The organism is Bacillus sp. FSL K6-2865 (genome assembly GCF_040311405.1).
In the GTDB taxonomy this organism is placed as follows: Bacteria; Bacillota; Bacilli; order Bacillales; family Bacillaceae; genus Bacillus; species Bacillus velezensis.
In genome coordinates this window covers 1,959,788-1,985,599 of sequence record NZ_CP152036.1, presented here as the reverse complement: position 1 = coordinate 1,985,599, position 25,812 = coordinate 1,959,788, and the positions used below count along the sequence as shown (strand labels likewise).

The window sequence follows — 25,812 nt, the reverse complement described above, 5'->3', positions numbered from 1 at the left end:
TTTTCTAATTTAATTGGTTGATATTTGTTATGAGGAAACCCGCCAGAGGTTCCTCATAACACTAAAAACCTACTCACTGCACTTTTTACAGCAGACCTTATCAGAGTGTTTGCTTAACACTTTATCCATTCTCCCCACAGGCATCTTCTTCTCACTCGGAAGTGTAAGATAAGCTGTTATCTCATCCCCTGATTTTAATGTTTTTCCGCAGATAGAGCATTTTAACTCATTATTAAAGAAATTTTTTAATCCCATTCAGAAGCCTCCTTATTTACCTTTATAAAGTAATACGTTAATGCTTTATAAAAGTTTCAGGTTAAAGAAATACTTCTTGCCTGGGAATATACTTCGTTTCAGTTGATCCGCAGCCGCCCCGGTCATCGTTGCCTAAATGATATACCTCACTTAATCAAGCAGCTTCTTCCTTATTCTGAACTGGATACGCTGATGTCCCCGCGCAGGGTTAACGATCGCCTGTTTTAACTCCAGATACTTCCAGTGAGGAGACCGCCGTTCAATGCAATCTCTGCGTTTCATATTGATTGTAAATCATTAGAGTGAAATCATCTTCATGCTTTGACCAGTTTACTGCAGTGTACGGATTGTTAATTTGTGACATTTATTTGTCCTCTTTAAATTTTTTCTCCTTCTCTCAACTTGAAAAAGAAGGAATTATTTTATAAATATTGTAAATTTATAGCTGTATCACATTCACTATTAAGAGGAGGAATACGAATGAAAAAGAAAATTATTGCCGGCGCTCTTGCTTTTGGGTTAATTCCACTACTGGGGACTGCAGATGTTTCTGCAAAACCTTTGCCAAATCAAGATAAAATCATGAAACCTGCTGGTTGGTCATGTGACGCTCCGTATATTGCGTGTCAGCCTTTTTCTGGCGGTACCGGTAAGGTTTCATTCAACTATCAAGGCAGCTCTCCAGGAAAAATCAGAGTTTTTGTTGCGAATGACGGCAGCAAATCTTTCAAATTCACCATTAATTATCCTAATGGGAATACACTCTTATCCTCTACGACATTAAATGCGGGGAAAACGTTCATTCAGGAATTCAGCGTTAACCAAAAAGGAGAATACATCCTGAAATATGATAGCGGCACTGGTGATAGTGTCGATGGTTTCTTTAGATCTGTTGAGATCTAAATTCCGTTAGGAAAGTCGGCAGTTTTGCCGACTTTCTTTTACAAGCATTCTGCAGGAATAAACGTAAAGTTTCGAATAAACATACGACCTTTTTGAAACGGAAACTTTATCTGCACCACAAACCCGCAAGCAGCCTCCTTGTATCGTACCTTCCGTCCCTTTGTGATTTGTTTTGATTTGTCGTATACTGCGCTTGCCCGGGAAATGATGAATATTTTCGTTAACTATAATTTCCCTGTACCTCTTCGTATGTGACTTTGCATGATGAAGTAACTTCATGCTCACCACTTTCATACACAGTTTTATTGCATGTTTAGTCATATCCCTCCTCTTTAAACAGCAAACCGTCCCATCCATTTCTCTCTTTCAGTTAACCTCCCATTTTTAGAAGCTCTTCATTTTAGACATAACATCCATTTTTTCTTATTTAGACTTAAATCTATGTCGAATTTTATCGTCCGGCATATTATGTACTATCCTAACAACAGGAGGTGGCAATAATATGGGGAACTACGGTGGAAATTATGGCGGAAACTCTTTCGTATTGATTGTTGTGCTGTTCATTTTGTTAATCATTGTAGGTGCTGCATTCCTTTTCTAGCACATTGACGATTTATATTCGTCTCCCAAACATTGCATCCCTTAGTTCGGACAGACGCCATAAGAAGTTTTATGGCGTTTTTACTTTTTAAAAAAACCAATCTGAGATAAACATTTTTTATTTTTACTCTGGTAAGCGGGAGAGTTTCCACCCCTGCCTGCGCCAATATTGCCTCTATGAAGAATGAGGCGAACAATCCAAAAGGCGTTGTGATCCATTCTTTAAAAACGATTCCGAAAATCAACAATTCGCAAGCAGTTCCATATAAAATAGCTAAACCAGTGATTACCCATTGGCTAATATTCTTATCGCCTAAACAATCTGATACATATCCAGTCCAACCGCTCATCATGTTTGATGATGGCCCCGTTGTATCTTCTGCAGACTTTTCTCTTTCAAAGACACCAGACTTATCTTCATCTTTAACGCCATTAACCCAATAGGTCATTTTGTTTTGAATAAAGACTTGTTCATGAACATAGCCCCTAAATAATTGTTACTAAGTCGTTTTTAATTCATTGGATTACAGATGTTGTGAACTTAAAAAGGATATTACTCACCTTTATAAAAAGATTTAGTCACTGAAGGGCTCACCCGCAAAATGCGGTGTTCACACATTGAGTCATTTTCACATAAAAAAAAACCGGATTCCTCCTCTAAGAGGTTCCGGCTTTTCTTAGTAAAATGCGGGAAATATCTGGTGACGTGCTGCACACCCCCGCTATTATAATATTTCAATAGAGCCTTCTGTTCCATGAACGCGTATTCGCTGCCCATCTTTTATCAATTGGGTTGCATTTTCAACTCCGACAACTGCAGGTAAGCCGTATTCACGCGCGATAACCGCTCCGTGGGTCATCAGTCCGCCAACTTCAGTGACCAGGCCTTTTATGGATACAAACAATGGTGTCCAGCTGGGATCAGTATAGGAGGTAACTAATATATCCCCATCTTCCAAATCGGCATCTTCCATGTTTAAAATAACCCGTGCCCGACCCTCTATGACCCCCGAGGAAACGGGCAGCCCTGCAATCGCTCCGGCCGGGAGATTTTCTCGTTTGTACTCGCCTGTAACGATTTCACCGTCAGATGTGATAACACGCGGCGGAGATAGTTTTTCATATACTTTATACTCGCCTTTTCGTGTGCTGATGATTTGGTAATCCAATTTATGTGTGCGTACGACTTCCTGAAGTTCTTCAAAAGTGAGATAGTATATGTCTTCTTTTTCATGAATAACGCCCGCTTCTGCGAGTTGTTCGGCTTCTTTCAGTAAAGCCTGCTTATAAACGAAGTAGCGGCTGATCATGCCGTATTTTGGATATTCTCTGAATCCGCTGAAGTTCCGGATGATGCGGATCATTCGCTTGGTTTCTTTGGCTTTTTGTTCACCATCCGGTAATTGCTTCAATCGGTCTAATAACTCTTGTTCTTTCTTCAACGCCTCCTGCCGCCCTTGCTCAAATTTCCGCTGGCTGGCATTTGGCTCAAAGTTTTTGAGATTATTAAGAATCATAGGGACAAGTGCAGTTGGTTTTTCGCTCCATCGAGTTCTTGTCATATCAATTTCTCCGACACATCGCATTCCGTACTTGTTGAGATAAGCATAGATAGCGTCACGGGTTTCCCGCCCGCCTTCAAACTTCACAAGCCCATCGAAAAAGTGATCATCTTTTACATTCTCTAAATAGGCAATTACTTTTGGATAAGGGCGGATCACATCGGCGACGTCCAATAACGCAAGCCCCATTTCTGAAGTAATATTATGGGGTACAGATTGAGAAAGCGTATCTGCTGCGTTTTTTTCACCTAACCACTCGTTCATTTTTTCGTTAATCCATGATGAAGCATCCATTGCAGTTCGAATCAACACCGAACTTTTTGGGTTAAATAGAATCTTCTTTAATTCCTTGATATCTTCCAAAATAAAACGGAATAAATCAGATCCTGATTTCGTCTGGATGTTTTGTTTTAACTCTTCTATCGATGCTTGACTGCTCTTAATCAAATCAGAAACAATTGCCGGATCGTTTTCAGCTTGTTCCGGCATATCTGCATTGCCTTTGCCGGGAATCGGTGCCGTTTTATCAGGTATCGGCTTAATGAAATCATCTCGCTCTATTATGGTCATAAGTGCGTCTTTTAAGAGCGGGTCGTGCTGCCCCATGCCTTTTAAGAAAACTTCTCTGACATTAGGGGATGCCAGTTGATGTGTGACATCAACGAATAGCCTTCCGCCGGCTTTACGCATGGGTGCAGCAGTCGTCAACAGAAAAAAAGACAATCCAAGGGGTTTTATGGGATCCGTCATCATTTGCTGATGACCAACAGAGATATAGACGTGATTTTCTTGATCGTTCGCTTCAGGAACGGGGTATAACGTTGTGATCGGCCGGCTTTGGACAATATAAAAAGTATCGCGGTCCAAACACCATTCGATATCTTGCGGCTGGCCGAAATGAGCTTCGATCTGTCTCCCGATACGTGCCAGCTGTAAAATTTGTTCATCAGTCAGTGTTTGAATCTTTTGCTGATCAAGAGCGATCTCCTGTGTTTCTGTTCCGCCTTCTTTTCGTCCATAGATTGCCAATTTTTTAGTTTCTATTCTCTTATCGACGATTTGCCCGTCCTGTACTTTATAACAATCGGCAGAGACTAAGCCGGAGACCAGTGCTTCACCAAGTCCAAAACCGGCATCGATGGATAGCAGCTTTCGGTTTCCGGTCATCGGATCAGCGGTAAATAAAATTCCCGAAGCCTGTGGGAACACCATCCTTTGGATGATAACGGATAAATAAACTTGGCTGTGATCAAACCCATTTTGCATACGGTAAATGACCGCGCGATCCGTAAATAGGGACGCCCAACATTTACTGATATGCTGCAAGATCGCATCGACGCCGGTAATATTTAAATAGGTGTCTTGTTGACCGGCAAAAGAGGCATGCGGCAAATCCTCAGCTGTCGCACTGGAACGTACGGCATAGGCATGTTCTTCGCCGAACCGGGAGAGATGGCAAGCAACTGCTTTGACTACATCTGAAGGAATTTCTGCTTCCATAATGGTTTGCCGGATTTTTTTGCTGACTTCGCCAATTTGATCCCGATTCTCCGCTTTCAGCATGGTCAGTTGAACCAACAGCGCTTGTAACGTTTCGTTTTGTTCAATGGCTTTTTGATATCCTGCGGTTGTGACACAAAATCCTTCCGGTACTTGTATTCCTTGAATTTTTGATAATTCCCCTAAATGTAACCCTTTTCCTCCAACGAGCAAAGGCTGTGTTTTTTCAATTTCGTGAATGCCGAGAACCAAAGAACTCATTCTATATCTCCCCTTCAAAAAAATTTGACAAGAGCTTTTCAGCATGATATAATCATAATATAAGATGGATATCTATGACTTTTCATAAAGAAAGCGCGCGTGTTCTGATTATATCACCGTGTCTGTTTTTGTGCAATATAAAAAGAACCTGGCCAATTTGGCGAGGTTCTTTCTTCATTTTTGTCTAAAGCTCTTTAAAGCTGTATTGAGATCTTTTGTGTGAACGTAAATGTTCTTATACAACTCGAATAGTGTTTTATATTTTTGAACATTTTGTTCTTTTGGATAAAATGCAGCTGCTTCATGAATGAACTGCTCTGCACATTCTTCAAGAGAGTCAAACCACCCGCTTCCGAAGGCAGCTAACATCGCAGCCCCCATGGCGGGACCTTGTTCATTCTCTAACTTAACCACCCTCGTATTGAAAATATCAGCCTGCATTTGAAGCCACGTTTCATTTTTAGCTCCCCCGCCAATAGAGACAACCGTATCAACTGATTTTCCCGCTTCGCGGAATAGCTCAATTGATTCATATAAAGAGAATGTGATGCCTTCCATTATCGCCCTCAAAAAGTGCTCTCTTTTATGGGCTCCGTCCATTCCGATCAAGCTTCCCCGAATAGATGAATCAGCATGCGGCGTTCTTTCACCGACTAAGTAAGGAGTGTACAGCAGTCCATTTGCTCCTATCGGAATAGCTTCCACCCCATCCAATAATTGTTCAAACGATTCGTTCGGCGCAAACGTTCTTTTGAACCAGTCTAAGCTGTATCCAGCAGCGAGCGTGACTCCCATCGTATAAAAAGAATCCTTCTTTCCATGATTAAAAAAGTGCACTTTCCCTTTAAAGTCCCTTTCTTTGTCTTCTTCACAGGAAAGTATGACTCCTGACGTCCCGATACTGCATAATGTTTTTCCGGAAGAAAGAATACCGGCTCCGACAGCACCGCAAGCATTGTCTGCTCCCCCGGCGTACACTTTTGTTTTTTCCAACAGCCCAGTCTCCGCCGCAACGCTCGGAAGCAGCGATCCTACACAGTCATGGGATTCAACAAGCGGAGGACAAATTTCCGCTGAAATATCAAATTGATTGCAAATCTCATCGCTCCACTCTTTGCGGGTCATATGTAAAAGTAACGTTCCCGCTGCGTCGGAGTATTCAGTGTGAATGGCGCCAGTCATGCGGAATCTCACATAGTCTTTCGGAAGCAAAAAAACAGCGGTTTTGTGAAAAAGTTCAGGCTCATGTTCCTTCACCCATAACATTTTAGGTAATGTAAACCCTTCAAGGACACGGTTTTTTGTGATATCAAGCAGACGATCGCCAAATGTCTCGGTAATCCTGCTACATTGAGGCGTCGTTCTGGTATCATTCCAAAGAATCGCATGACGCAGCACTCGCCGATCTTGGTCAAGCAGTACTAACCCATGCATTTGTCCTGAATAGCTAATCCCGTCAATATCCCCGGCTTGAACGTTGGATATCGAAATCAATTCAGCCAATGCTTCAATTGTTTGCTGCACCCAGTCTTCAGGATTTTGCTCACTATATCCCGCCTTCTCTTGGATGAGCGGGTAACTTTTGGACGTTTCTGCACAAACCTTGCCGTTTTGATTGACTAAAATGGTTTTAACGGCACTCGTACCAAGATCTATTCCAATGACATACTTCATTTTTTCACTCCTTCCTCTCTAAATAGATCCCCATTGAATTGACCCGCCATAACAGTAACTTCATGACGGGCAATTCCGGGAACTTGGCTGCCTGCATCTTTTTACAGCGGGATCTGGAGCTTCTTTTTTCATTATACCTGTAAAATGTATTGATTTAATATCGCTTTTAACCGCTCCTGTCTCCCTGATTCGTTTTTAATTGGCTGATTGTTCAGCGCATATTGCTCAAGTGTCTTAAAATCAGCTCTTCCTTCTGCAATTTCAAGCCCAATCCCTTCAGTAAAGCTGCGGTAACGGTGTTGAATCACATCTTCAAACACACGATCTTCGATTAATTTGTGGGCGGCTTTCAACCCTCTTGCAAATGTATCCATCCCTGCAACATGGGCATATAGTAAATCATCAGGCTCAAAAGAAGATCTCCTGACCTTTGCGTCAAAGTTTAATCCGCCGCTTCCAAGACCGCCATTTTGCAGAATTTCGTACATTGCTAATGTCGCAGAATATAAATCTGTCGGGAATTCATCTGTGTCCCAGCCTAAAAGCGGATCACCCTGATTCGCGTCAACAGAGCCAAGAAGGCCATGCACTCTCGCCATGCGTAATTCATGTTCGAATGTATGCCCGGCTAATGTGGCATGATTGGCTTCGAGATTTAATTTAAAATGATTGTCTAAGCCATATTGCTTTAAAAAGGCAATGGTTGTTGCTGCGTCCGTATCATATTGATGGGTAGTCGGCTCTTTTGGTTTTGGTTCAATCAAAAACTGCCCTGTATACCCGATTTCCTTCGCATAATCCACTGCCATATGCATAAATCTGGCCATATTATCAAGCTCAAATTTTAAATCGGTATTTAACAAAGTTTCGTACCCTTCACGTCCGCCCCAAAATACATAGTTCTCGGCGCCAAGCTCTTTTGCTGTTTCTAATCCTTTTTTTACTTGGGCTGCGGCATACGCAAATACATCTGCGTTACAAGAAGTCGCCGCACCATGGACGAAACGGGGATTCGTAAACATATTTGCAGTATTCCATAATAGCTTAACGCCGCTGGTTCTCATGTAGTCTTTTATCATGTCCACGATTATATCCAGATTTTGATTTGTCTCTTTTAACGTACTTCCTTCCGGTGCGATATCCCGGTCATGAAAAGCAAAAAATGGCGCATCCAATTTTTCAAACAGCTCAAACGCTGCATCTACCCTCGCTCTCGCCAGATCCATGCCTTTATAGTGATCCCACGGTCTCTGCATCGTAGCTGCGCCAAAAATGTCTGTGCCGTCAGCGGTAAATGTATGCCAATAGGCAATAGAAAATCGCAAATGCTCTTTCATCGTTTTTCCGCCAATTACTTCTTGAGAATTATAGTATTTAAATGCTAAAGGATTCGTGGATTCTTTCCCTTCGTAAATCACTTTGTTTGCGCTTTCAAAATAGTTGACCGAACCGGAATGAGAGTGAGCCATGTGTGATTTCCCCCTTAAAAATAAATTCTAAACATGATCATTCAAATACAAATGCTTTTATGTCATGTTGCACATTAGTTTGTTGCCTAAACAAACTAACTTATTTTCATCTTATATAACCTCATCAGTATTTTCAATATTTTTTTTAGTTTTTTACGAACACATTAGATATAATAAAGGTTGGATTCGCTATGTACTGCGTTTCGCACGATAACACAGAACGTTCAACTTAATTTAAAGATTATACAAATGGAGTGGATGAAGTGGATATCGCTGATCAAGCCTTTGTCAAAAAAGTTAACCAAAAGTTATTACTAAACGAAATACTTAAAAATTCACCTATTTCAAGAGCAAAATTATCTGAAATGACCGGATTAAATAAATCAACTGTTTCCTCACAGGTAAACACATTAATGAAAGAAAACCTCGTATTTGAAATAGGTCAGGGACAATCAAGCGGCGGCAGAAGACCCGTCATGCTTGTTTTTAATAAAAAAGCAGGATACTCCGTAGGAATAGATGTTGGCGTGGATTATGTTAATGGCATTTTAACAGATCTTGAAGGGACGATCGTCCTTGATCAACACCATCATTTGGAATGCAATTCTCCAGAAATCACTAAAGATATTTTAATTGAGATGATTCATCACTTTATTGCAATTATGCCGCAATCTCCATACGGTCTTATTGGTATAGGGATATGCGCGCCCGGGCTGATTGACAAAAATCAAAAAATTGTTTTCGCTCCGAACGCCAACTGGAGAGATATTGACTTAAAATCTTTCATCCAAAAGAAGTTCAATGTGCCCGTTTTTATTGAAAATGAGGCAAATGCCGGCGCATATGGAGAAAAAGTATTTGGTGCGGCAAAAAATCACGATAACATTATTTATGCAAGTATCGGTACAGGAATAGGGATCGGTGTTATGATCAACAATCATTTATATAGAGGGGTTGGCGGATTCTCTGGAGAAATGGGACATATGACAATAGACTTTAAGGGTCCTAAATGCAGCTGCGGAAACCGAGGATGCTGGGAATTGTATGCTTCAGAGAAAGCTTTAGTAACATCTCTTCAGACGAAAGAGAAAAAAGTGTCCAGCCAAGATATCATAGACCTCGCCCATCTGAATGATGTTGGAACTTTACAGGCATTACAGAATTTTGGTTTCTATTTAGGAATAGGCCTGACCAATATTTTAAATACATTTAATCCGCAAGCCATCATTTTAAGAAACAGCATCATTGAATCGCATCCTATGGTTTTACATTCAATTAAAAGTGAAGTGTCATCCAGGGTTTATTCCCAACTAGACAATAGCTATGAATTATTACCATCTATCTTAGGAAAAACTGCCCCTGCTCTAGGAATGTCCTCTATTGTGATTGATCATTTTCTCGACATGGTTCATAACTGAAATGTACATACTTCTATGTTTTACGCTCATCTTTAAAGATGGGTTTTTTTATTCTAGGCGTATTTCTGAATCAATACTGACATAGGCACCTTCTAATATGAAAAAGGAGTTCTAAAATAGAAATCTCCTTTTTCATGTGCTAATTATTTTTCTTTATAACGAAAATATCTGAAGTCGGCCGGAATATGATTTCCGCTCGTATCTTGGCATTGCATCCCTACAAAAGCTCCTGTAAAGAATCCCCCGCCGCGGATGTAATCATCTGATAATTTTTTCGATTCTAATGCAATGTCGATTTTGTGCCAATCTTCTTTGTTAAATGAATAGAAATAATAATATTTTTCGTTTTCAATATTCACTTTTAAATAGACATACTTGACTTCACGAGGAATCACAATTTTATTTTTTAACGGTTGTGAAAAAGAAAAGTTATCACATATCGTTAATTCAAGAATACGGCCAAGTTCTTCATCATACGTGACTTGAAGAGCCGTCCAATTCTCTGTATTGTAATAGTTCACCAAACCAGCGGCTTGCTGAAAATTTTCCGGATAAAACGCAACAGCCGTTTCCGCTTCAAAATGGAGGTTTTGCCAGCGTCTTGCTACAAATGCCTGAGTAAATGTCGAAGTTAAGGATTCATGGCCATATAATCGTAAATGATTTGGCGCTTGAGTTAATGAACCTAATTTCTCCGTAAACGGGATTCTTAACGTTTGAAAATTAATATTTAATGTTGCATCCTCAAATTCATCAACTTCCGGATACGTGTCTTCAAACATTGTTTCAGGTATAGAAGGCGCATCCACCTCCAAGCTCCCTTCTTTTCCGCCTTCTACATAAGGCCAGCCATCTTTCCAATAGAGCTTTTGAATAGCAGTTTCTCTGCCCAAAGGACAATATCCCCTCTGCTGAAAAATTGAATCATCGTCCGGATGAATGGGACGTCCCGTTAAATGAGCTAAATACCACTCACCTGTATGTGTTTGTACAATGGATGCATGTCCGCATTTTTGCAGCGGATTTTCCGGCGCATGCCATGACGTTAAGATAGGATTATCGGGATGAACTTCATATGGGCCCTCAATATTTGCAGAACGGGCAATTGTAGCAGCATGTTCGAACCGCGTTCCTCCTTCTGCAGTTAATAGATAATAATAGTTCCCGATACGGTAAAGGTGCGGCGCTTCTGTCAGCTTTCTTTCAGTTCCTTTAAAAATCACTTTCGGTTTACCGATTAGTTTTTGCTCCTTATCAGAATATTCCTGCATGACAATGCCTCCAAAGGAGTGCCGATCAATACGCTGATCCCATAACATATTTAATAAATATTTTTTCCCATCCGTATCATGGAACAAAGAAGCATCAAAACCCGAGCTGTTTAATGTGATCGGCTCCCCCCAATCACCATCAATCGTGTCACAAGTCACTAAATAATTGTGGCAATCTTTCCAGGCGCCATCTACAACCTTAACATCCGTATAGATCAGCCAAAACTTTCCGTCGCTGTAACTTAAACATGGCGCCCAGACCCCGCCTGAATTAGGATTTCCTTTCATGTCTAATTGCGAAACTCTCTGTAATGGATGTGCAACTAAGTGCCAATTGACTAAATCTTTTGAGTGGTGTATCTGGACTCCCGGAAACCACTCAAATGTAGATACAGCGATATAATAATCCTCTCCAACCCTGCAAATACTCGGATCGGGGTTGAATCCTTTAAGTACTGGATTGATAATCTTCATTTTGAACTCCTCCTCAGCTATTTTCTGTTGACTCATCATGTTTTAAGCTTTGAAATCGTCAATATGATCCAAATAAACTTTGTCTCTATTCTCTAATTCTCGAACCATGCTTTTATATTTTTTCTCATCTAAGTTATAGAAATTAATATCAATCATGGCCAGAACCAGTAAGAACACGGGAATAATGGTTGTTGTAATTAAAATTCCCGTCAATGCCTCCGGCGTTTGCACCTGATTTGCCACATATCCAAACTGATCTAGAATCAAACCCGGTACAACTCCTCCCAAGGCCATGCCGAATTTAAAGAAAAATCCGATAATAGCGTATATGAGACCGCCCATTCTTTTCCCGGTCTTATACTCTCCATATTCTATTGTTTCAGGAATAAGCGCCCACATATATCCCCCGGCAGTGAGACTTCCTGCAGCAGCCAGCAATCGAAAGGAAAGTATCAGGAATACATTACTTGACGGAACGAAAAGTAAAGCTAAGAGGCCGATCATATTCAGTAATAATGCATAGTTTAGTAATTTCTTCTTCCCTAATAATTGATGAAGCTTTGGAATAAACGGTAAAATGACCAAAGCAGGCAAACTTCCCAACAAACCGTACCACTTCACTAAATCCGCTCTTTCTAAATTATACGTTACGTAATAGATGCCAACCGAATTACTGATTGAATTCACTCCAAAAATAATAATAAAGAAAATACTTAATACAACTAGAGGCCGATTAACACGAAATTGCTCAAATATATCCGAAAATTTAATTTTTTCTTCCGTTTTTTGAAGCGTGACACGCTCTTTTGTGCTTTTAAAACAAAAGATTAAAAGGCACCCGCCTATAACTCCCATAATACCCATGGTTAGCTGCCAGCCAAGAGATTCGCTGCCGGAATTATCGCTTAAATAAGCAGCCAGTAAGGGAACAAAAAATGCAACGACAAGTCCTCCAAGATTCGCAAATAACATACGGACAGACGTTATACTAACAACTTCTTGATTATTTCTGGTCATTGCAGATGTTAACGCGCCATATGGCACGTTTATCATGGTGTATGTAAGCGATAAGCCGACATAGGTGATATAGGCATATATTAATTTCCCCATATCCGAAAAATCGGGGGTTGTAAAACAGAGGATGGCCAATATGACAAAGGGAAAAGCTCCGAATAAAAGATACGGTCTGAAGCGGCCAAACCTGCTATTTGTTCTGTCAACTATTGTTCCAATAAAAGGATCAGCGAGAGCGTCGATGATTCTAACCACTAAAAACATCGTACCGGCTGCTGCTGCCGATAAACCAAAAACATCTGTATAGAAGAACAAAAGATACGTAGACACTGTTGCATAAATTAAATTACAAGCAAAATCTCCAGACGCATATCCAACTTTTTCAACCATGCTGATCTTCTTTACATTTTCACTGAGCATGATTTCTCCCCTTTTCGATCCTTTACATAAGGAACATGATGAATGGTATAACATTTTCTTTAAAATTATCGGCCAGTGAGCGGCATATAAAAGCGCTTTCAAAAAATGATAGCGGTTTACTTTCACAGCGCATTCAACATCCAAATGGTGATCAGATAGCAGTGAACAGGATAAAAGCTTGGCTTTCGCTTTTTATATACCTCCAATTAAATCGAGCCTCTTATCCCCCTCCCATTTAAGACCTTTACATGATGGACAATTAAAGTGGTTTTATTAGTTTGTTGATCAAACAAACTAACTTGATTTCATATTATAAAATCTTTTCTGCTTTTTCAACTCTTTTTTCAGAGAATTTAAAACCGGCAAAGGACATGTTGTAATTACCGACTGCTTCGACAGACGTTAAGTAAAAACCCCCCTGTGTCACCTGACTGATTTATTAAATGATAAGCACTTCCATCATCTTTTGTTTAGAAAAACTTATTAAGAAACATGCACTTGAAAAAATGCGAATCATATATAAGTGATATCCCGTTTAATTGGTTGAGGAGGATATTATGAAACCTATGCTGCCTTTTGAAAAATATTTTGGGGATTTAGAACTGGTATATGCATTTTATGGAGCTATGCCTACCGGTGTTACTGTTTCAGAAACTGGTCGTATTTTCATTTGTTTTCCGAAATGGGGAGACGATGTTAAATTTACGGTGGCGGAGATAATTGGGGATAAATTGCAGCCTTATCCTGATTTACAAACCAATTTGGTTAACCCTGAGAATATCAAAATGACTTTCATCAGTGTCCAAAGTGTAGTTACTGATGGAAGAGAAACGCTTTGGGTACTAGATACGGCGGCACCCAATTTTTCTGAACCAATTAAAGGCGGGGCAAAATTAGTCGCTGTTGATTTAAAAACCAATACAATCAGAAGAGTTTATACCTTTACAGAAGATGTTGTCCTTCCAACAACTTACCTGAATGATGTCCGATTTGATTTTCGTGTTGGAACTGCAGGTTATGCCTATATAACGGATTCTTCTTCCAAAGGACCAGGAGCTATTATCGTCGTGGATTTAGAAACCGGAAACGCATTTAGACGGTTAAATGGAGCAAATCCAACTTCACCGGATTCCTATTTTATACCGAAAGTAGAAGGCAAAATTTTGATGAATCGTAACAGGGATGGTTCAACTTCCCCATTTAGGCTGGCATCCGACGGTATTGCGATTTCTCCCGACGGAAAGGTATTATTTTTTTGTCCCCTGACCAGCCGTCATCTGTTCTCGATCTCAACAGAAGCCCTGAGAGATAGAAATATATCGGACATGGATTTACTTTATCATGTGGCGTATTGGGGAGAAAAAGGCGCGTCTGATGGAATGATTACAGATGCGAAAGGAGCCATTTATGCCGGAGATTATGAGAACAATAGTATTCGAAAGATGCTGCCGAATGGCACAATGGAAACCATCGCACATGATCCGAGAATTTTATGGCCGGATACTTTTTCGATTGGTCCGGATGAATACTTATACGTCATCGTGAACCAATTACATCGGCAGGCTAGATTTCATTATGGAGAAGATTTACGACAGAAACCTTATAGTTTACTTCGTATAAAAATCGATGAATTACCTGCTCCTTCCTATTGAAAATAAAAAATGAAGGAAATCATATAATATCCTCATTTAAATATAAATGATTATTCGAGCCGTTTATAATCGGCCTATTGACGTATATAAGAAAAAAACAGACCTCCCTTGAGCCTCAGAACCTGAAGGAAAAGGTCTATCATGAATATCAGCTGAGCAAGTCCTTTGATGGGCAGCTTTTATTACAGAGCCGGGGTGATACCAACACCCTGGTCTTTTTATTAAGGGAAAAACACTGTAACCCGTCTGTAGTTTACAGCAGGAAAAAGACTTTATCTGGATGACTTTATTCATGATCCCAAAACAATATCTTTTCATTATCGATATCCATACATATTTCATTCCCGCCTGCAGAGCTGCTTGCAATAGGAATTATATTTCTAGGAAACCGATCAGAATATGTATCGATCACTTTCTGAAGACTGCTATGATCGTTCGCTAAACCGTAAAAATCCTCTAACAATTGCGTATCATCGTCCTTACCCATCCAAAGGTCTTTCTCTATTGGTTTATAGCAAACGTCATACTCAACTTCATCTGTTGTTTTTTTACTTTCTAAATAACATCCTCCATATATCTTCAAAAAGTCCTTATAATCTGAAGGTAATTGATTGCCTATGTTAATTTCAAGCTCTTTTAGTTGTTCATTTGTATTAATGCTAGGATCTGTGCCAGCATCAATCGTAAACTCTTTCAACTTTTGTTCGATCTTATCTTAGTAAAGCTCATTTTAATACTCCTTCATATGCTATGGAAAAACAAGTTATAGACCTTCTTTTTAGTTTTAATCGTCCCAGTCCTCATCATCAATCCAGTCGTCTTTCGCTTCTTCCAGTTCTTCTATTAAAAACTCAAGGAATGTACTACCAACTTGTTTACCATATCCCTCTTGGTTGTCCCAAAGAATGACAGGGCATTCACCATTTTTCATCTTATTAGTGTCAAGACAATAAGAAAATTCATCTACATATTCGATCACTACAAGACCATCGGAAAGGTTATAATATTTTTTATATTCATTGGTCTGTTCGACAACTTCAGCGCCGTGAGAGTCATATCCGAGTATCATTGTTCCATATGCTCCCCCTGAACCATACTCAGTTAAAAACCACTTATAGCTGTCTGGAAGAGTTACATTGAGATCCTCTTCTATTTCTCTAATCTGCTCCTCAGTGACTCCTCCCGTGAGAATTGAATTTTCTTTATTTTCATCAAAGAAAGTTTTTATTTTTGAATAATCCATTAAACTTTCACCTCTTATTCTTGGTTCTCAAATTGCTGAGCTCTCCATCTCCAATACCTTCTTCTGAAACTTTTATATTGTTTATCAAGTACTAGATCATTTCTAAAACTCTGTCCATTCCCTTTTAATCCATGCAAAACATCACTGTACTTATTATGCCAGCTTTCAGGTATCTCCAGTATAGTACCAGGCTCTTCTTGAATTAAGTGATGTAAATTTATTTGCGTGCCATCTTTAGCAAACGGAGCATTACCATTTTTCATCAGTTGTAGATTCGTAAGGCCTTTACGATTTTTTTGATTAAGATCAATATCTTTCATTGTATATACTCTACGGCTTACATCTCTAGGCTCTCCTTTAACTTTTACCTTACCGTCTATTTCGTATGCTTCATATTTTTCTTTATTTAACCAAGGGACATCAACTTGCTGACCTGTAAATGGCTTTCTGCTTTCATCCAATTTCTTTGCATTGGTCAAAAGTTCATTTTTAAGGTTTTGGCTATCAACCACATTGTATGGCACGTCCCCTGCCATCGCAAGATTATATTTAGAGTTATACGGAAGCAGATCTGGAAGTTTAACATCCTTAATTTTCTGACCTGCCTGTCCTGCCTTGTTTATGACCTTCCCCGCCGCATCAGCTTTGTTAACGGCTCCTGCGCCTTTCGTTCCGACGACAGCCACAGCTGCTGAACCAATTGCATATGTCACCCATCTTGATCTGGAGTAAGCATCTCCATTTACCATATCCTTTTGATACGATTCCTCGATTGCTGCTGAAACAGCATCATATGTTTTAACAGGATGAAGTACTGCATTCTCCAGTGCTGACAAGGTTTCCCCCGGATCGGTTATGAAGTCCCATAAACCGGTTACCGTGTCTTTCCCAACATCATATAAACCAACGCCGGCTCCTTTTAAAATATCCCAAGTCACTTCTTCGGCTTCTTCCAGCTGTTTTGCTTGTTCAAGCTGAATGACATGTTGCTGCTGGGAAGGTTCAAGGTTTTCATAGCCGATCTTCTTCGCAATTTCCAAATATTCATCCGGATCGGTCACACCGTCAGCGAGCTTTTTCTTCAGATCCTTGATTTCCCGCTCTTTTGCTTCTTCCTTCTTAAACGTTAAATATGTGTCTGAATGTCTTGCAATCTCGCCTTTTTTCTTATGTATGTCACTTTCCCTGTATGCCTTGGCGTTATAGTGAAGCGGAGTGGCGTTTTTCCCTTTACCCGTTGCATTTTGGAGCTGTTGAAAATCTGCCTGAATGAACTGTTCGTTCGCTTCGGTTTCTGCGTATTCTTTCGTTAGATCATGATCAAGCTTTCCGAGCTTATGTATGGTCTCATCCCGTTTTTTATCTGCTGAATCCAGCTTTTGATCGACATCCTCTGTAGAGAAAACATCAAGATGAACAATATCACTTATCTCATTAAGAATATCCCTCATTTCATTCCGCTGCTCCTGCATGATGGCTTTTGATTGATTCTTCGCATGAATCAACTCATGTTCTAAAAATGACTCTTCCACAAACGAATCGGCCAATCCGGCATCAGATACTTTTCCAGAAATACTGTTAAGAAACGCAATCTTCATATCGATCAGATCAAGCCAGCTGTCCGTGACACCGGCGTGATCTTGAAAGAATGCTTTGATGTTATCAGCACCTTTGCCTGAAAACTCACTGTCGTCTAAGTCAGCCATTCCCTGAAAAGCTTTTCTGAGGTTGATAAATTGTTCTCTAATCTGATCATATTCTTTTGCTCGCTTTTCCGCTGCTGAAATGAACGAGGCTGCTTCGAATACTTTCATTTCCGACTCCCTTCCACTAATTCTCATCTAAATTTTACCACAGCGTTATTATTTGATTAACAGAAAAATACAGTCTGTTCTGACTGTCATACACGGTTTTATCTCGTTCTGTAATAATTTTCAGCGGTATAGTATTTCCAATCCCAAAAAGCATCCCCGTTCGACATAATATATCGGTCTAAAAATATTTCAAAGTTTAAATTTAATGGATTATATTCTGAATCACTTTTAAATATAAATAGATAGTTAGGATCACCTTGATTCACTCTATCCTTATCGATCATTAAATGACATTCTTCCAACAGATAGCCAATAGGTATTCCATTGATCCCATCAAACAAATCCTCATATTTTAGTTCTTCCTCTATTTCCTCAAGGCTAAATAAATGAAGCCCTCCGCCAATATTCTCACCCTTTGAAAGGATTTCGAAAATTTTTGCGCCATTATGCTGAGAAATAAACTTCAGGTAATCATCAGGAAGAGTGAATTTATGATTCGACTGAAAGTTTTGGATTTCACTAAGAGACGCTTTGTTCGGAGAAAAAGTCACAAGACTCTCTATAATATATCCCTCAGAACAAAACAATTTAATGGCCCCTTTTTCATCTAAAAGGCTTTTCAAACCATTGATAGTCTTATGGACAAAGTTAGTCAATAAAAACACCCCCATACTCCTCAGAATAATTACTGAGGATACAAATTTGTTAATCAGTAAGAATTTTATTCATAATTGAAGCAGCATTAGAAGTAAACAAAATATAAGTGTTTTTTGCCGTTTTAATTACTATCCTATCCGTAGAGCCATAAGGAAACCCAATCCTTACTGCATTTTTCTCCTGTCCCCCATAGTATGGATCCAGTAATACATCGTTGATTTCTTTGATTGGAATTTTAATTTTAGATAGTTGCCAATTGATAATTAATTTACCATCAGATTTTTCAACTTTAATTCCAAGCAAAATTGCATTTCCCCTTCCGTCTATATACTAAGTTAAATTGTAACATAGGGTTTGCATAAAATAACATATTAAGGAAAAGGAAAATGATTGCCCACAATTTTCAGATAAGAATGTTGTGAAATCGTTTTAGTGAAAGCTGTAAAAAAATATTACGAAAGAACGCCTCTGGCGTCTTCAGTTTCAAAGAGGAGGTGGAGGGATGGAAGTCTTTAGTCTTGTTCATTTTTTCATTTCACCAGTTCTACCGTACCCTGAAAGCCCTATTAAAGGTCTGTTTCATTTATGTCAGAAGAGACAGCATTTTTGCTTTAGTTTTTGGTCGGACACTCCGTCAGCAGACAAGCCATATATACGTTTCGCAGTTACTGTTTTCAGAACGCAACAGCCATCAATTCCGTTGTTAGCTGCCCCCATTTTTAGAAGCCGTCTACTCAAACCAAAACCGAATAAAGAATCACGAGAAATACGAGTCATCAATTGCGGAGTTAGATTCATAACTTCAAATTTTTTTGGTCATATTTTGGTCAAGGACCAAAAATATTGTTTTTTTTATCTTATGACCAAAATCAAAAAATCCCCTGACACCAATAGTGCCAAGGGATTGAGAGATTAATACTGAGACATATATTGTTCGCGCTCCCACGGATGAACCTGTGTGCGGAACATATCCCATTCGATTTCTTTTGCTTCGATGAAGTGTTCGAACAGGTGCTCACCGAGCGCCGCAACCATGACTTCGTTTGATTTGAATTCGTCGAGAGCTTCCGCCAGTGTCGCCGGAAGATCTACGATGCCGTTTTCCATGCGCTCTTCTTTGCTCATGACATAGATGTTGCGGTCAATCGGAGCCGGTGCTTCAAGTTTGTTTTTGATTCCGTCAAGGCCTGCTGCAAGCAATACGCTTAACGCCAGGTACGGGTTTGCCGCCGGGTCTACGCTGCGGACTTCAACACGCGTGCTGATGCCGCGGGAAGCCGGGATACGGATCAGCGGGCTTCTGTTTTGCGCGCTCCATGCCACGTAGCAAGGTGCTTCATAGCCCGGAACAAGGCGTTTGTAAGAGTTCACTGTCGGGTTTGTGACAGCCGTAAAGCTTGTCGCGTGTTTTACGATACCGGCAATGAAATGTTTTGCTGTTTCACTCAGCTGAAGATCAGCGTCTTTATCAAAGAACGCGTTAACGCTATCTTTAAAGAGTGATAGGTTGCAGTGCATACCGGAACCGTTTACGCCGAACAGCGGTTTTGGCATGAATGTCGCATGCAGACCGTGTTTGCGGGCGATCGTTTTGACAACCAGTTTGAAAGTTTGGATGTCGTCACAAGAACGGATGGCACCGGCATATTTAAAATCGATTTCGTGCTGACCCGGAGCAACTTCATGGTGAGATGCTTCGATTTCAAAGCCCATTTCTTCAAGCTCAAGCACGATATCGCGGCGGCAGTTTTCTCCCAAGTCAGTCGGAGCCAGGTCGAAGTATCCGCCTTTATCGTTCAATTCAAGCGTCGGTTCGCCTTTTTCATCTAATTTAAACAGGAAGAATTCAGGCTCAGGTCCAAGATTGAAATCGCTGAAACCGAGTTCTTTCATTTCTTTCAGAATCCGTTTGAGGTTGTTACGCGGGTCACCTTCGAACGGCGTGCCGTCCGGATTGTAAATGTCACAGATGAAGCGTGCTACTTTACCTTTTTCAGCCGTCCATGGGAAGATTACAAATGTGTTCAGATCAGGGTATAAGTACATATCAGACTCTTCGATACGGACGAAACCTTCGATGGAAGAACCGTCGAACATGCATTTATTATCAAGTGCTTTTTCAAGCTGGCTCACAGGAATTTCCACGTTTTTAATCGTTCCGAGAATGTCTGTGAATTGAAGGCGGATATACTTTACGTTTTCCTCATTTACTAATTTTACGATGTCTTCTCTTGTGTACTTTGCCATTTCGTAAAACTCCTCCTCTAAAAGGTAAATGTATATAGCAAAACAGTTGCTAACGGATTAATGAAAGAATCGGGACATGTCACCTTGGCGGAAAGTATTTCCCCGCTGGAAACGGCCTGCCTGCATCAGTTCGTTTTTCAGAAGCTTTCTGAGTTCGTCATCAGACAGATCGTGCTTCATCGGTTTGGCGGTTTTTTCGGATTTTTCTTCCGGTTCGGCAGATGCCTTATCCAGAATTTGTTTGATCCCCGCCATATTGACGCCTTGTTCAATCAGATTTTTGATTTCTAACAGTTTATCTACATCATGGAATGAAAATAATCGTCTATTTCCTTCGCTTCTCGCTGGAAATATCAATCCATTTTCCTCATAATATCGAATTTGCCGGGCAGAAAGTTCTGTTAACTGCATGACAATCCCAATTGGAAATAAAGGCATTGAGCGGCGAATGTTATCACTCATCTCAATTTCCTCCTTTTCTTATCTTAGTCTCATTATAGGTGATGTTATATTTTGTGTCAACACAATGTAAGGAATCTTAACATCAAATTCTTTGAAAATTGCAAACGGCCTAAATCAGCTCTTTTTCCATTAAAGCATTTACGGCGCTGCAAATCGCATTTTTCACGTGCGCGTAGGTTAATCCTCCTTGGACATACGCGACATAAGGCGGTCTGATGGGTCCATCTGCTGATAATTCAATGCTTGCTCCCTGTACGAATGTGCCCGCTGCCATAATGACATCGTCTTCATATCCCGGCATATAGCTCGGATAAGGCGTCACATGCGCATTAATCGGTGAAGCATATTGTATCGCCTGGCAAAAAGCGATCATCTTATCAGGGTCCTGAAACTCAACTGATTGAATCAGATCCGTTCTCGGCGCATTCCATGCAGGGTTTGACGTAAAGCCGAGCTTTTCAAGAAAACGGGCGGTAAATACCGCTCCCTTCAAGCTTTGCGCCACTACATGCGGAGCGAGAAAGAAACCTTGATACATTTCCTGCAGTGAATAAAGCGAAGCGCCGGCTTCACTTCCGATTCCCGGTGAGGTCATCCGGTAAGAGCAGGCCTCAATCCACTTGGCTTTCCCTACAAGATAGCCGCCCGTTTTAGCAAGGCCGCCGCCCGGGTTTTTGATCAAGGAGCCGGCCATAAGATCCGCTCCGACGTGGCAGGGTTCCCGCTCTTCTGCAAATTCTCCGTAGCAATTGTCCACAAAAACAATGACATCTTCTTTGATTTCCTTAACGAAACGAATCATCTCTTCAATTTCATTTATTCTGAAAGACGGACGATTCGCATATCCTTTTGAACGCTGGATGCCGATCACTTTTGTATTCGGCCGGATTGCAGCCCGGACCGCTTCAAAGTCCACTCTGCCTTCTGATGTTAAATCGACTGCATTATATCCGATTTGAAATTCCTTTAGCGAGCCTGAATACTCCCCGCCTCTTACTCCGACGATTTCCTCGAGTGTATCGTAAGGCTTGCCTGTTATATAAAGCAATTCGTCCCCTGGTCTCAGCACACCGAAGAGCGCGATTGAAATCGCATGCGTTCCGGAAATGATTTGCGGCCGCACGAGTCCCGCCTCTCCTCCGAACACATCAGCATAGATCTTCTCCAGTGTATCTCGTCCGATATCATCATAACCGTATCCGGTTGAAGGCGTAAAATGCGTATCGCTTACTTTATGTTTTCTGTAGCTTTGCAGGACTCTCCATTCATTCCGTTCACTGATTTCTTCTATTCTTTTATGAACGGCGGAGATTTCCGCTTCTGTTTCTTCGGCGGTTTTTTGTAAAAGAGCGCCGTGGGTCAGTGTGTCAAACATGTTGTGTATACCTTCCTTACATGAATTTCTTCAATTCTCCGAGTATGCTTTGTTCTTCCTGTACATAACCTGAGACTTCGTAGCGTTCATTTTCTTCATTAAAATAAAGGCTGTCGATCATGGTCTCTGATTTGATGCGTGACATCAATTTGCCTTCGGCGGCAGGCACATGAACTTCATACGGCGTCAGCAGCTCCCGGCGCAAATAAGCTTCGATTTCCGCTTTTAGTTTTGCTTCATCCCCGGCGATTCTGGCGCTGATCATGATGTGGCCTTCTCCCGCTGTCGGGATGAAGTCAGGAAGTGTCTCATCACGTTTGTTATAGGCGGTCAGCACCGGAATATCATCTGCCTCAAGCTCTTTTAACAGACCGAGGACCGTCTGTTCATGCCCGGCATAATCTTCATTGGATGAATCAATGACATGAATGATCAAGTCTGCTTCCTTCACTTCCTCAAGCGTTGAGCGGAAAGCCGCAATCAGCGTCGTCGGCAAATCCTGAATGAAGCCGACCGTATCAGACAAAAGGACGCTGTAGCCGCTTGGGAGCGCCATCTTTCTCGTCATCGGATCAAGTGTTGCAAACAGCAGATCTTCTTCATAGCTGTCTGAGCTTGTTAATTGATTGAACCATGTTGATTTTCCGGCGTTGGTATAACCGACGAGTGCAGCCTGAAGCACGCCGTTCTTTTTACGTCTCTCCCGATAACGGCTTCTGTGGCGGATAACCGTTGAAAGCTGCACGTTAATTTCGTGTATGCGGTTTCTAATGTGGCGCCGGTCTGTTTCAAGCTTTGTCTCACCAGGCCCTCTCGTCCCGATTCCGCCGCCTTGTCTTGAGAGATTGATTCCTTGTCCGCTTAGACGGGGCAGCGCGTATTGAAGCTGGGCCAATTCGATCTGAAGCTTTCCTTCTCTCGTCTTCGCTCTTTTTGCGAAAATATCCAAAATAAGCTGCGTGCGGTCGATGATCTTCGCTTCAATTGCAGTGGCGAGTGATTTAAGCTGGCTCGGTGACAGTTCATCATTAAAAATGATCAGATCCGCTTCAAGCTCTTCACACAGCGCCTTCAGCTCGTCTACTTTCCCCTTGCCTATATATGTAGCGGCATCCGCTCTGTTCCGTTTTTGCGTAATCCGGGTCAGCACCGTTCCGTCAGCCGTTTTTGTCAATGAAGCAAGCTCTTCCATGGAATGTTCAAAGTGCTCATCTGTCATATGCGGAAGCTGGCAGCCGACCAAAATGACCGTTTCTTTTTTTCCTTCCTGTTCGTTCAAATGGATGTTCCTTTCTGTGTCGTATTGGGCAGTAGTACTATCATACCAAACCCGCAGGGCGTATACCACACATCCGGCGGGTTTTAAAGAGAGAAATAAAAAAGAGACCCCTCAGACCGGCTGAGAGGTCTATTCGTGAGCTGCCGCCTCATCTTTTATAAGTAAATCCTGGCTCTTGATCGTCATTAAATCGTTTTTTAAGTATTGGTCTCCCATTAAAAGTCTCATGGCCTGAGCGCGGATTGATTTTTCAATCACGTTTCTGACAAAGCGCCCGTTGCTGAATTTAATGGGGCTTGTCGTGCTTTTCACTGTCATTAAGTAATCTTTTAACTTCCACTCGGCTTCCTGGCTTAATTGATACTCCCGCTCTGCTATCATGCGCTTTGCGATGTCCATCAGCTGAGTGACAGAGTAATCTGGAAAATCAATGCTGATAGGGAAACGCGATTGCAGGCCGGGATTTAATGACAGGAAATGTGTCATTTCTCTCGAGTACCCTGCCAGGATCAGAATAAATTCATGCTGTTTGTCTTCCATATGCTTGAATACGGTTTAATCTTTTATGTTGATTATCAGAATCCTCTTCTGGTTCATCCTCAGTAAAATCAACTTTTTGACTCCTCTCCCCATTTAGTGTTTTGTTTTTCCAAACAACCTCCATATGATCGTCATCATACAATGTGACCTTTTCGATGAAAAAGTCTAAGAAGTTTCTTTTCTCACTCATTGATAAATCCTTGTCAACCATTTCAGCAAAAGAATTCATGTACTTGATTGTTTTTTCGTTTCTGTCCTCCACTTTCTTGTTTGCATTTAACTGTGATTGCAGTATTTCTAATTCATTTTCAACATGTTCTTTATTTAGCTCTAATGGTTTTGTTAATTCATCGAACATGCTCTCTTTTATTTTCCCTTTACCAAAAAGGATTACGTAATTGGCTATTTCCGAATCGATTTCCTCAAGTTGTTTTTGCAACCGACTAATCTTGATTTTTATCTCCTCGATACTTTTTTCATTAGATGCTTCTTCTAAGAATTGATCCAAGAACTTTTTTGGATTCTTAATTAGTTTCTTAAACCATTTCCAAAAAACGTCGTCTACAATATCCACTCTCCAGTTTTTCCCTTTACATTTAAAAAGCTCTTTGCCGTTTTGGTATGCTTTTGCGTTCTTATTTCGACATGAATAATATTTATAGGTTCCCGATTTCGTTTTTGATGTTATTCCTGAACCACATGAGCCCCCACATCTTCCACACACCGCTTTTCCTTTCAATAAGTAATCGCGTGTAGACCGACTCCGCCCTTTGAAATTTGCTTTTAATTGTTTCATTATTTGATCCCGTGTTTCGTGATCCCACATTGGAGGGATTTTAATAAGAATCCATTCTTCTTCAGGCGTTGCAATTTGCTTTTTCTTGCCGTTTACTTGAACCACTTTTGACTTACCGTAATAAAAGTCTCCAGTGTAGTCTTCATTTTGTAGCATCCTGCTTACCGTAGACTGGAACCACGTTTTACCATTCGGAGCTGCCACGCCCCTTCTGGAAAGTTCTTTGGCAATTTCATTTGAAGATAATTTTTTATTTAGCAACATATCCTTCATCTCTAACAATATTTCTTTTTCCTCTTCATTGTACTCTGGAAGGTCTGTTACCGTATTAAACTTGTAACCGTACAACCTTTTAAATGAAGGAAACTCACCTTTTTTTGCTTTTGCAAGGCGTCCTCGTTTTGAGTTTGCATGTATTTTCGCTTTGTTGTATTGAGCAATAGATCCTTGAATGTTGTACATTAGCATCGATTCAGGATCATTCGGATTCACTTCAAACTCGATAAACTCAATGTCAACGCCCATCCCCCAGATTCTCCGTGAAATAACTCCTTGTAAAGTGTTATCCCTTGTTAAGCGATCTGGGTGAAGAACTAAAAATTTCTTACCTAATCCCTTTTGGAGTAAATAAAGAGCATGATTTAGAGCCGGTCTATTAGGATCATCGCCCATTCCTCCTGGTTCAACTAAAGCAATCAGCTCACTGTCCTTGTAACCGAATTTGCTCATAGCCCTTTCTTTGCACCTATCCAACTGTGTCTCAATTGAGAAACCTTTTTTAGCTTGATCTGTGGTTGATACCCTTGCATAAATTAGCGCATTTACTTTTCCAATGAGGGACATAATCTGCTCAGTATTTAATTTTTGATCACCTTTTAATATAAGCAATGTCATCTTTCCCCCTATTGTTTAATATTTTACGTCTG

Annotated in this window: 20 protein-coding genes and 2 pseudogenes; 4 read left to right on the top strand and 18 right to left on the bottom strand. The window is 40.7% G+C overall.

The window, feature by feature from the left end; genetic code table 11:
- Nucleotides 1-69 precede the first annotated feature (69 nt).
- Nucleotides 70-255, bottom strand: coding sequence for a hypothetical protein (locus tag NYE42_RS09830; protein WP_061890627.1), 186 nt, complete (start codon nucleotides 253-255; stop codon nucleotides 70-72).
- A 480-nt stretch (nucleotides 256-735) separates the two neighbouring features.
- Between NYE42_RS09830 and NYE42_RS09825 the strand changes: the two genes are divergently transcribed.
- A complete protein-coding gene (locus tag NYE42_RS09825) occupies nucleotides 736-1,158 on the top strand; it encodes a hypothetical protein (RefSeq protein ID WP_136803537.1) in 423 nt (140 codons plus the stop codon).
- A gap of 502 nt (nucleotides 1,159-1,660) precedes the next feature.
- On the top strand, nucleotides 1,661-1,759 hold the full coding sequence (locus NYE42_RS09820; protein ID WP_072589120.1) for a YjcZ family sporulation protein: 99 nt from the start codon (nucleotides 1,661-1,663) through the stop codon (nucleotides 1,757-1,759).
- Here the strand turns inward: NYE42_RS09820 and NYE42_RS09815 are convergent.
- The 4 genes from NYE42_RS09815 to xylA form a co-directional block, all read right to left on the bottom strand.
- Complete coding sequence (locus NYE42_RS09815) at nucleotides 1,731-2,207, bottom strand: hypothetical protein (RefSeq protein ID WP_352426982.1); 477 nt, start codon at nucleotides 2,205-2,207, stop codon at nucleotides 1,731-1,733. The genes NYE42_RS09820 and NYE42_RS09815 overlap by 29 nt on opposite strands.
- Nucleotides 2,208-2,483: 276 nt before the next feature.
- Nucleotides 2,484-5,081: a phosphoenolpyruvate synthase gene (ppsA, locus tag NYE42_RS09810; protein ID WP_352426981.1), complete on the bottom strand. Its 2,598-nt coding sequence runs from the start codon at nucleotides 5,079-5,081 to the stop codon at nucleotides 2,484-2,486.
- Nucleotides 5,082-5,255: 174 nt separating this feature from the next.
- Entirely contained in the window at nucleotides 5,256-6,755 is a 1,500-nt protein-coding gene (gene xylB, locus NYE42_RS09805) for a xylulokinase (protein ID WP_352426980.1), read from the bottom strand.
- A gap of 131 nt (nucleotides 6,756-6,886) precedes the next feature.
- Nucleotides 6,887-8,224 carry a xylose isomerase gene (gene xylA / locus NYE42_RS09800; RefSeq protein ID WP_021493439.1) on the bottom strand — a complete coding sequence of 446 codons (1,338 nt, stop codon included), beginning with the start codon at nucleotides 8,222-8,224 and terminating at the stop codon, nucleotides 6,887-6,889.
- A gap of 263 nt (nucleotides 8,225-8,487) precedes the next feature.
- Here xylA and NYE42_RS09795 point away from each other — a divergent pair, with 263 nt between their 5' ends.
- Entirely contained in the window at nucleotides 8,488-9,642 is a 1,155-nt protein-coding gene (locus tag NYE42_RS09795) for a xylose repressor (protein ID WP_342497461.1), read from the top strand.
- Between the two features lie 143 nt (nucleotides 9,643-9,785).
- Here the strand turns inward: NYE42_RS09795 and xynB are convergent, their stop codons facing one another.
- Nucleotides 9,786-11,387: a xylan 1,4-beta-xylosidase gene (xynB, locus tag NYE42_RS09790; RefSeq protein WP_352426979.1), complete on the bottom strand. Its 1,602-nt coding sequence runs from the start codon at nucleotides 11,385-11,387 to the stop codon at nucleotides 9,786-9,788.
- 42 nt (nucleotides 11,388-11,429) lie between these two features.
- Nucleotides 11,430-12,821, bottom strand: a complete 1,392-nt coding sequence (locus NYE42_RS09785; protein ID WP_199022619.1) for an MFS transporter — start codon at nucleotides 12,819-12,821, stop codon at nucleotides 11,430-11,432.
- Between the two features lie 557 nt (nucleotides 12,822-13,378).
- Between NYE42_RS09785 and NYE42_RS09780 the strand changes: the two genes are divergently transcribed.
- Nucleotides 13,379-14,473, top strand: a complete 1,095-nt coding sequence (locus NYE42_RS09780; protein WP_199022618.1) for an L-dopachrome tautomerase-related protein — start codon at nucleotides 13,379-13,381, stop codon at nucleotides 14,471-14,473.
- Nucleotides 14,474-14,762: 289 nt separating this feature from the next.
- Here the strand turns inward: NYE42_RS09780 and NYE42_RS09775 are convergent.
- The 11 genes and pseudogenes from NYE42_RS09775 to NYE42_RS09725 all read right to left on the bottom strand — a co-directional run.
- Nucleotides 14,763-15,182: pseudogene (locus NYE42_RS09775) on the bottom strand (SMI1/KNR4 family protein); the annotation flags it as partial.
- Between the two features lie 75 nt (nucleotides 15,183-15,257).
- Nucleotides 15,258-15,716 carry an SMI1/KNR4 family protein gene (locus NYE42_RS09770; RefSeq protein WP_015417527.1) on the bottom strand — a complete coding sequence of 153 codons (459 nt, stop codon included), beginning with the start codon at nucleotides 15,714-15,716 and terminating at the stop codon, nucleotides 15,258-15,260.
- Between the two features lie 14 nt (nucleotides 15,717-15,730).
- Nucleotides 15,731-17,530 (bottom strand): T7SS effector LXG polymorphic toxin, encoded by a 1,800-nt coding sequence (locus tag NYE42_RS09765; protein WP_352426978.1) that lies wholly within the window; start codon nucleotides 17,528-17,530, stop codon nucleotides 15,731-15,733.
- A 98-nt stretch (nucleotides 17,531-17,628) separates the two neighbouring features.
- A complete protein-coding gene (locus NYE42_RS09760; RefSeq protein ID WP_352426977.1) occupies nucleotides 17,629-18,186 on the bottom strand; it encodes an SMI1/KNR4 family protein in 558 nt (185 codons plus the stop codon).
- A 49-nt stretch (nucleotides 18,187-18,235) separates the two neighbouring features.
- Complete coding sequence (locus tag NYE42_RS09755) at nucleotides 18,236-18,490, bottom strand: hypothetical protein (RefSeq protein ID WP_352426976.1); 255 nt, start codon at nucleotides 18,488-18,490, stop codon at nucleotides 18,236-18,238.
- A gap of 609 nt (nucleotides 18,491-19,099) precedes the next feature.
- Nucleotides 19,100-20,434, bottom strand: coding sequence for a type I glutamate--ammonia ligase (glnA, locus tag NYE42_RS09750; RefSeq protein WP_007410365.1), 1,335 nt, complete (start codon nucleotides 20,432-20,434; stop codon nucleotides 19,100-19,102).
- Between the two features lie 57 nt (nucleotides 20,435-20,491).
- On the bottom strand, nucleotides 20,492-20,896 hold the full coding sequence (gene glnR, locus NYE42_RS09745) for a transcriptional repressor GlnR (protein ID WP_007611631.1): 405 nt from the start codon (nucleotides 20,894-20,896) through the stop codon (nucleotides 20,492-20,494).
- 109 nt (nucleotides 20,897-21,005) lie between these two features.
- Complete coding sequence (locus NYE42_RS09740) at nucleotides 21,006-22,271, bottom strand: aminotransferase class I/II-fold pyridoxal phosphate-dependent enzyme (protein ID WP_007410367.1); 1,266 nt, start codon at nucleotides 22,269-22,271, stop codon at nucleotides 21,006-21,008.
- 16 nt (nucleotides 22,272-22,287) lie between these two features.
- Nucleotides 22,288-23,550 carry a GTPase HflX gene (hflX, locus tag NYE42_RS09735; RefSeq protein ID WP_039251436.1) on the bottom strand — a complete coding sequence of 421 codons (1,263 nt, stop codon included), beginning with the start codon at nucleotides 23,548-23,550 and terminating at the stop codon, nucleotides 22,288-22,290.
- A 129-nt stretch (nucleotides 23,551-23,679) separates the two neighbouring features.
- Nucleotides 23,680-24,105, bottom strand: a pseudogene (locus tag NYE42_RS09730) (stage V sporulation protein K); the annotation flags it as partial.
- Nucleotides 24,071-25,774, bottom strand: coding sequence for a recombinase family protein (locus NYE42_RS09725; protein WP_352426975.1), 1,704 nt, complete (start codon nucleotides 25,772-25,774; stop codon nucleotides 24,071-24,073). The pseudogene NYE42_RS09730 and the gene NYE42_RS09725, both read right to left, overlap by 35 nt.
- Nucleotides 25,775-25,812: the final 38 nt, after the last annotated feature.

Coding starts and splice junctions, on each gene's coding strand:
- NYE42_RS09770 (WP_015417527.1), bottom strand. CDS start 15,716: ATGGATTATTCAAAAATAAAAACTTTCTTTGATGAAAATAAAGAAAAT.
- NYE42_RS09820 (WP_072589120.1), top strand. CDS start 1,661: ATGGGGAACTACGGTGGAAATTATGGCGGAAACTCTTTCGTATTGATT.
- NYE42_RS09815 (WP_352426982.1), bottom strand. CDS start 2,207: ATGACCTATTGGGTTAATGGCGTTAAAGATGAAGATAAGTCTGGTGTC.
- NYE42_RS09765 (WP_352426978.1), bottom strand. CDS start 17,530: ATGAAAGTATTCGAAGCAGCCTCGTTCATTTCAGCAGCGGAAAAGCGA.
- NYE42_RS09830 (WP_061890627.1), bottom strand. CDS start 255: ATGGGATTAAAAAATTTCTTTAATAATGAGTTAAAATGCTCTATCTGC.
- xynB (WP_352426979.1), bottom strand. CDS start 11,387: ATGAAGATTATCAATCCAGTACTTAAAGGATTCAACCCCGATCCGAGT.
- glnR (WP_007611631.1), bottom strand. CDS start 20,896: ATGAGTGATAACATTCGCCGCTCAATGCCTTTATTTCCAATTGGGATT.
- NYE42_RS09825 (WP_136803537.1), top strand. CDS start 736: ATGAAAAAGAAAATTATTGCCGGCGCTCTTGCTTTTGGGTTAATTCCA.
- glnA (WP_007410365.1), bottom strand. CDS start 20,434: ATGGCAAAGTACACAAGAGAAGACATCGTAAAATTAGTAAATGAGGAA.
- xylB (WP_352426980.1), bottom strand. CDS start 6,755: ATGAAGTATGTCATTGGAATAGATCTTGGTACGAGTGCCGTTAAAACC.
- ppsA (WP_352426981.1), bottom strand. CDS start 5,081: ATGAGTTCTTTGGTTCTCGGCATTCACGAAATTGAAAAAACACAGCCT.
- NYE42_RS09740 (WP_007410367.1), bottom strand. CDS start 22,271: ATGTTTGACACACTGACCCACGGCGCTCTTTTACAAAAAACCGCCGAA.
- NYE42_RS09780 (WP_199022618.1), top strand. CDS start 13,379: ATGAAACCTATGCTGCCTTTTGAAAAATATTTTGGGGATTTAGAACTG.
- xylA (WP_021493439.1), bottom strand. CDS start 8,224: ATGGCTCACTCTCATTCCGGTTCGGTCAACTATTTTGAAAGCGCAAAC.
- NYE42_RS09785 (WP_199022619.1), bottom strand. CDS start 12,821: ATGCTCAGTGAAAATGTAAAGAAGATCAGCATGGTTGAAAAAGTTGGA.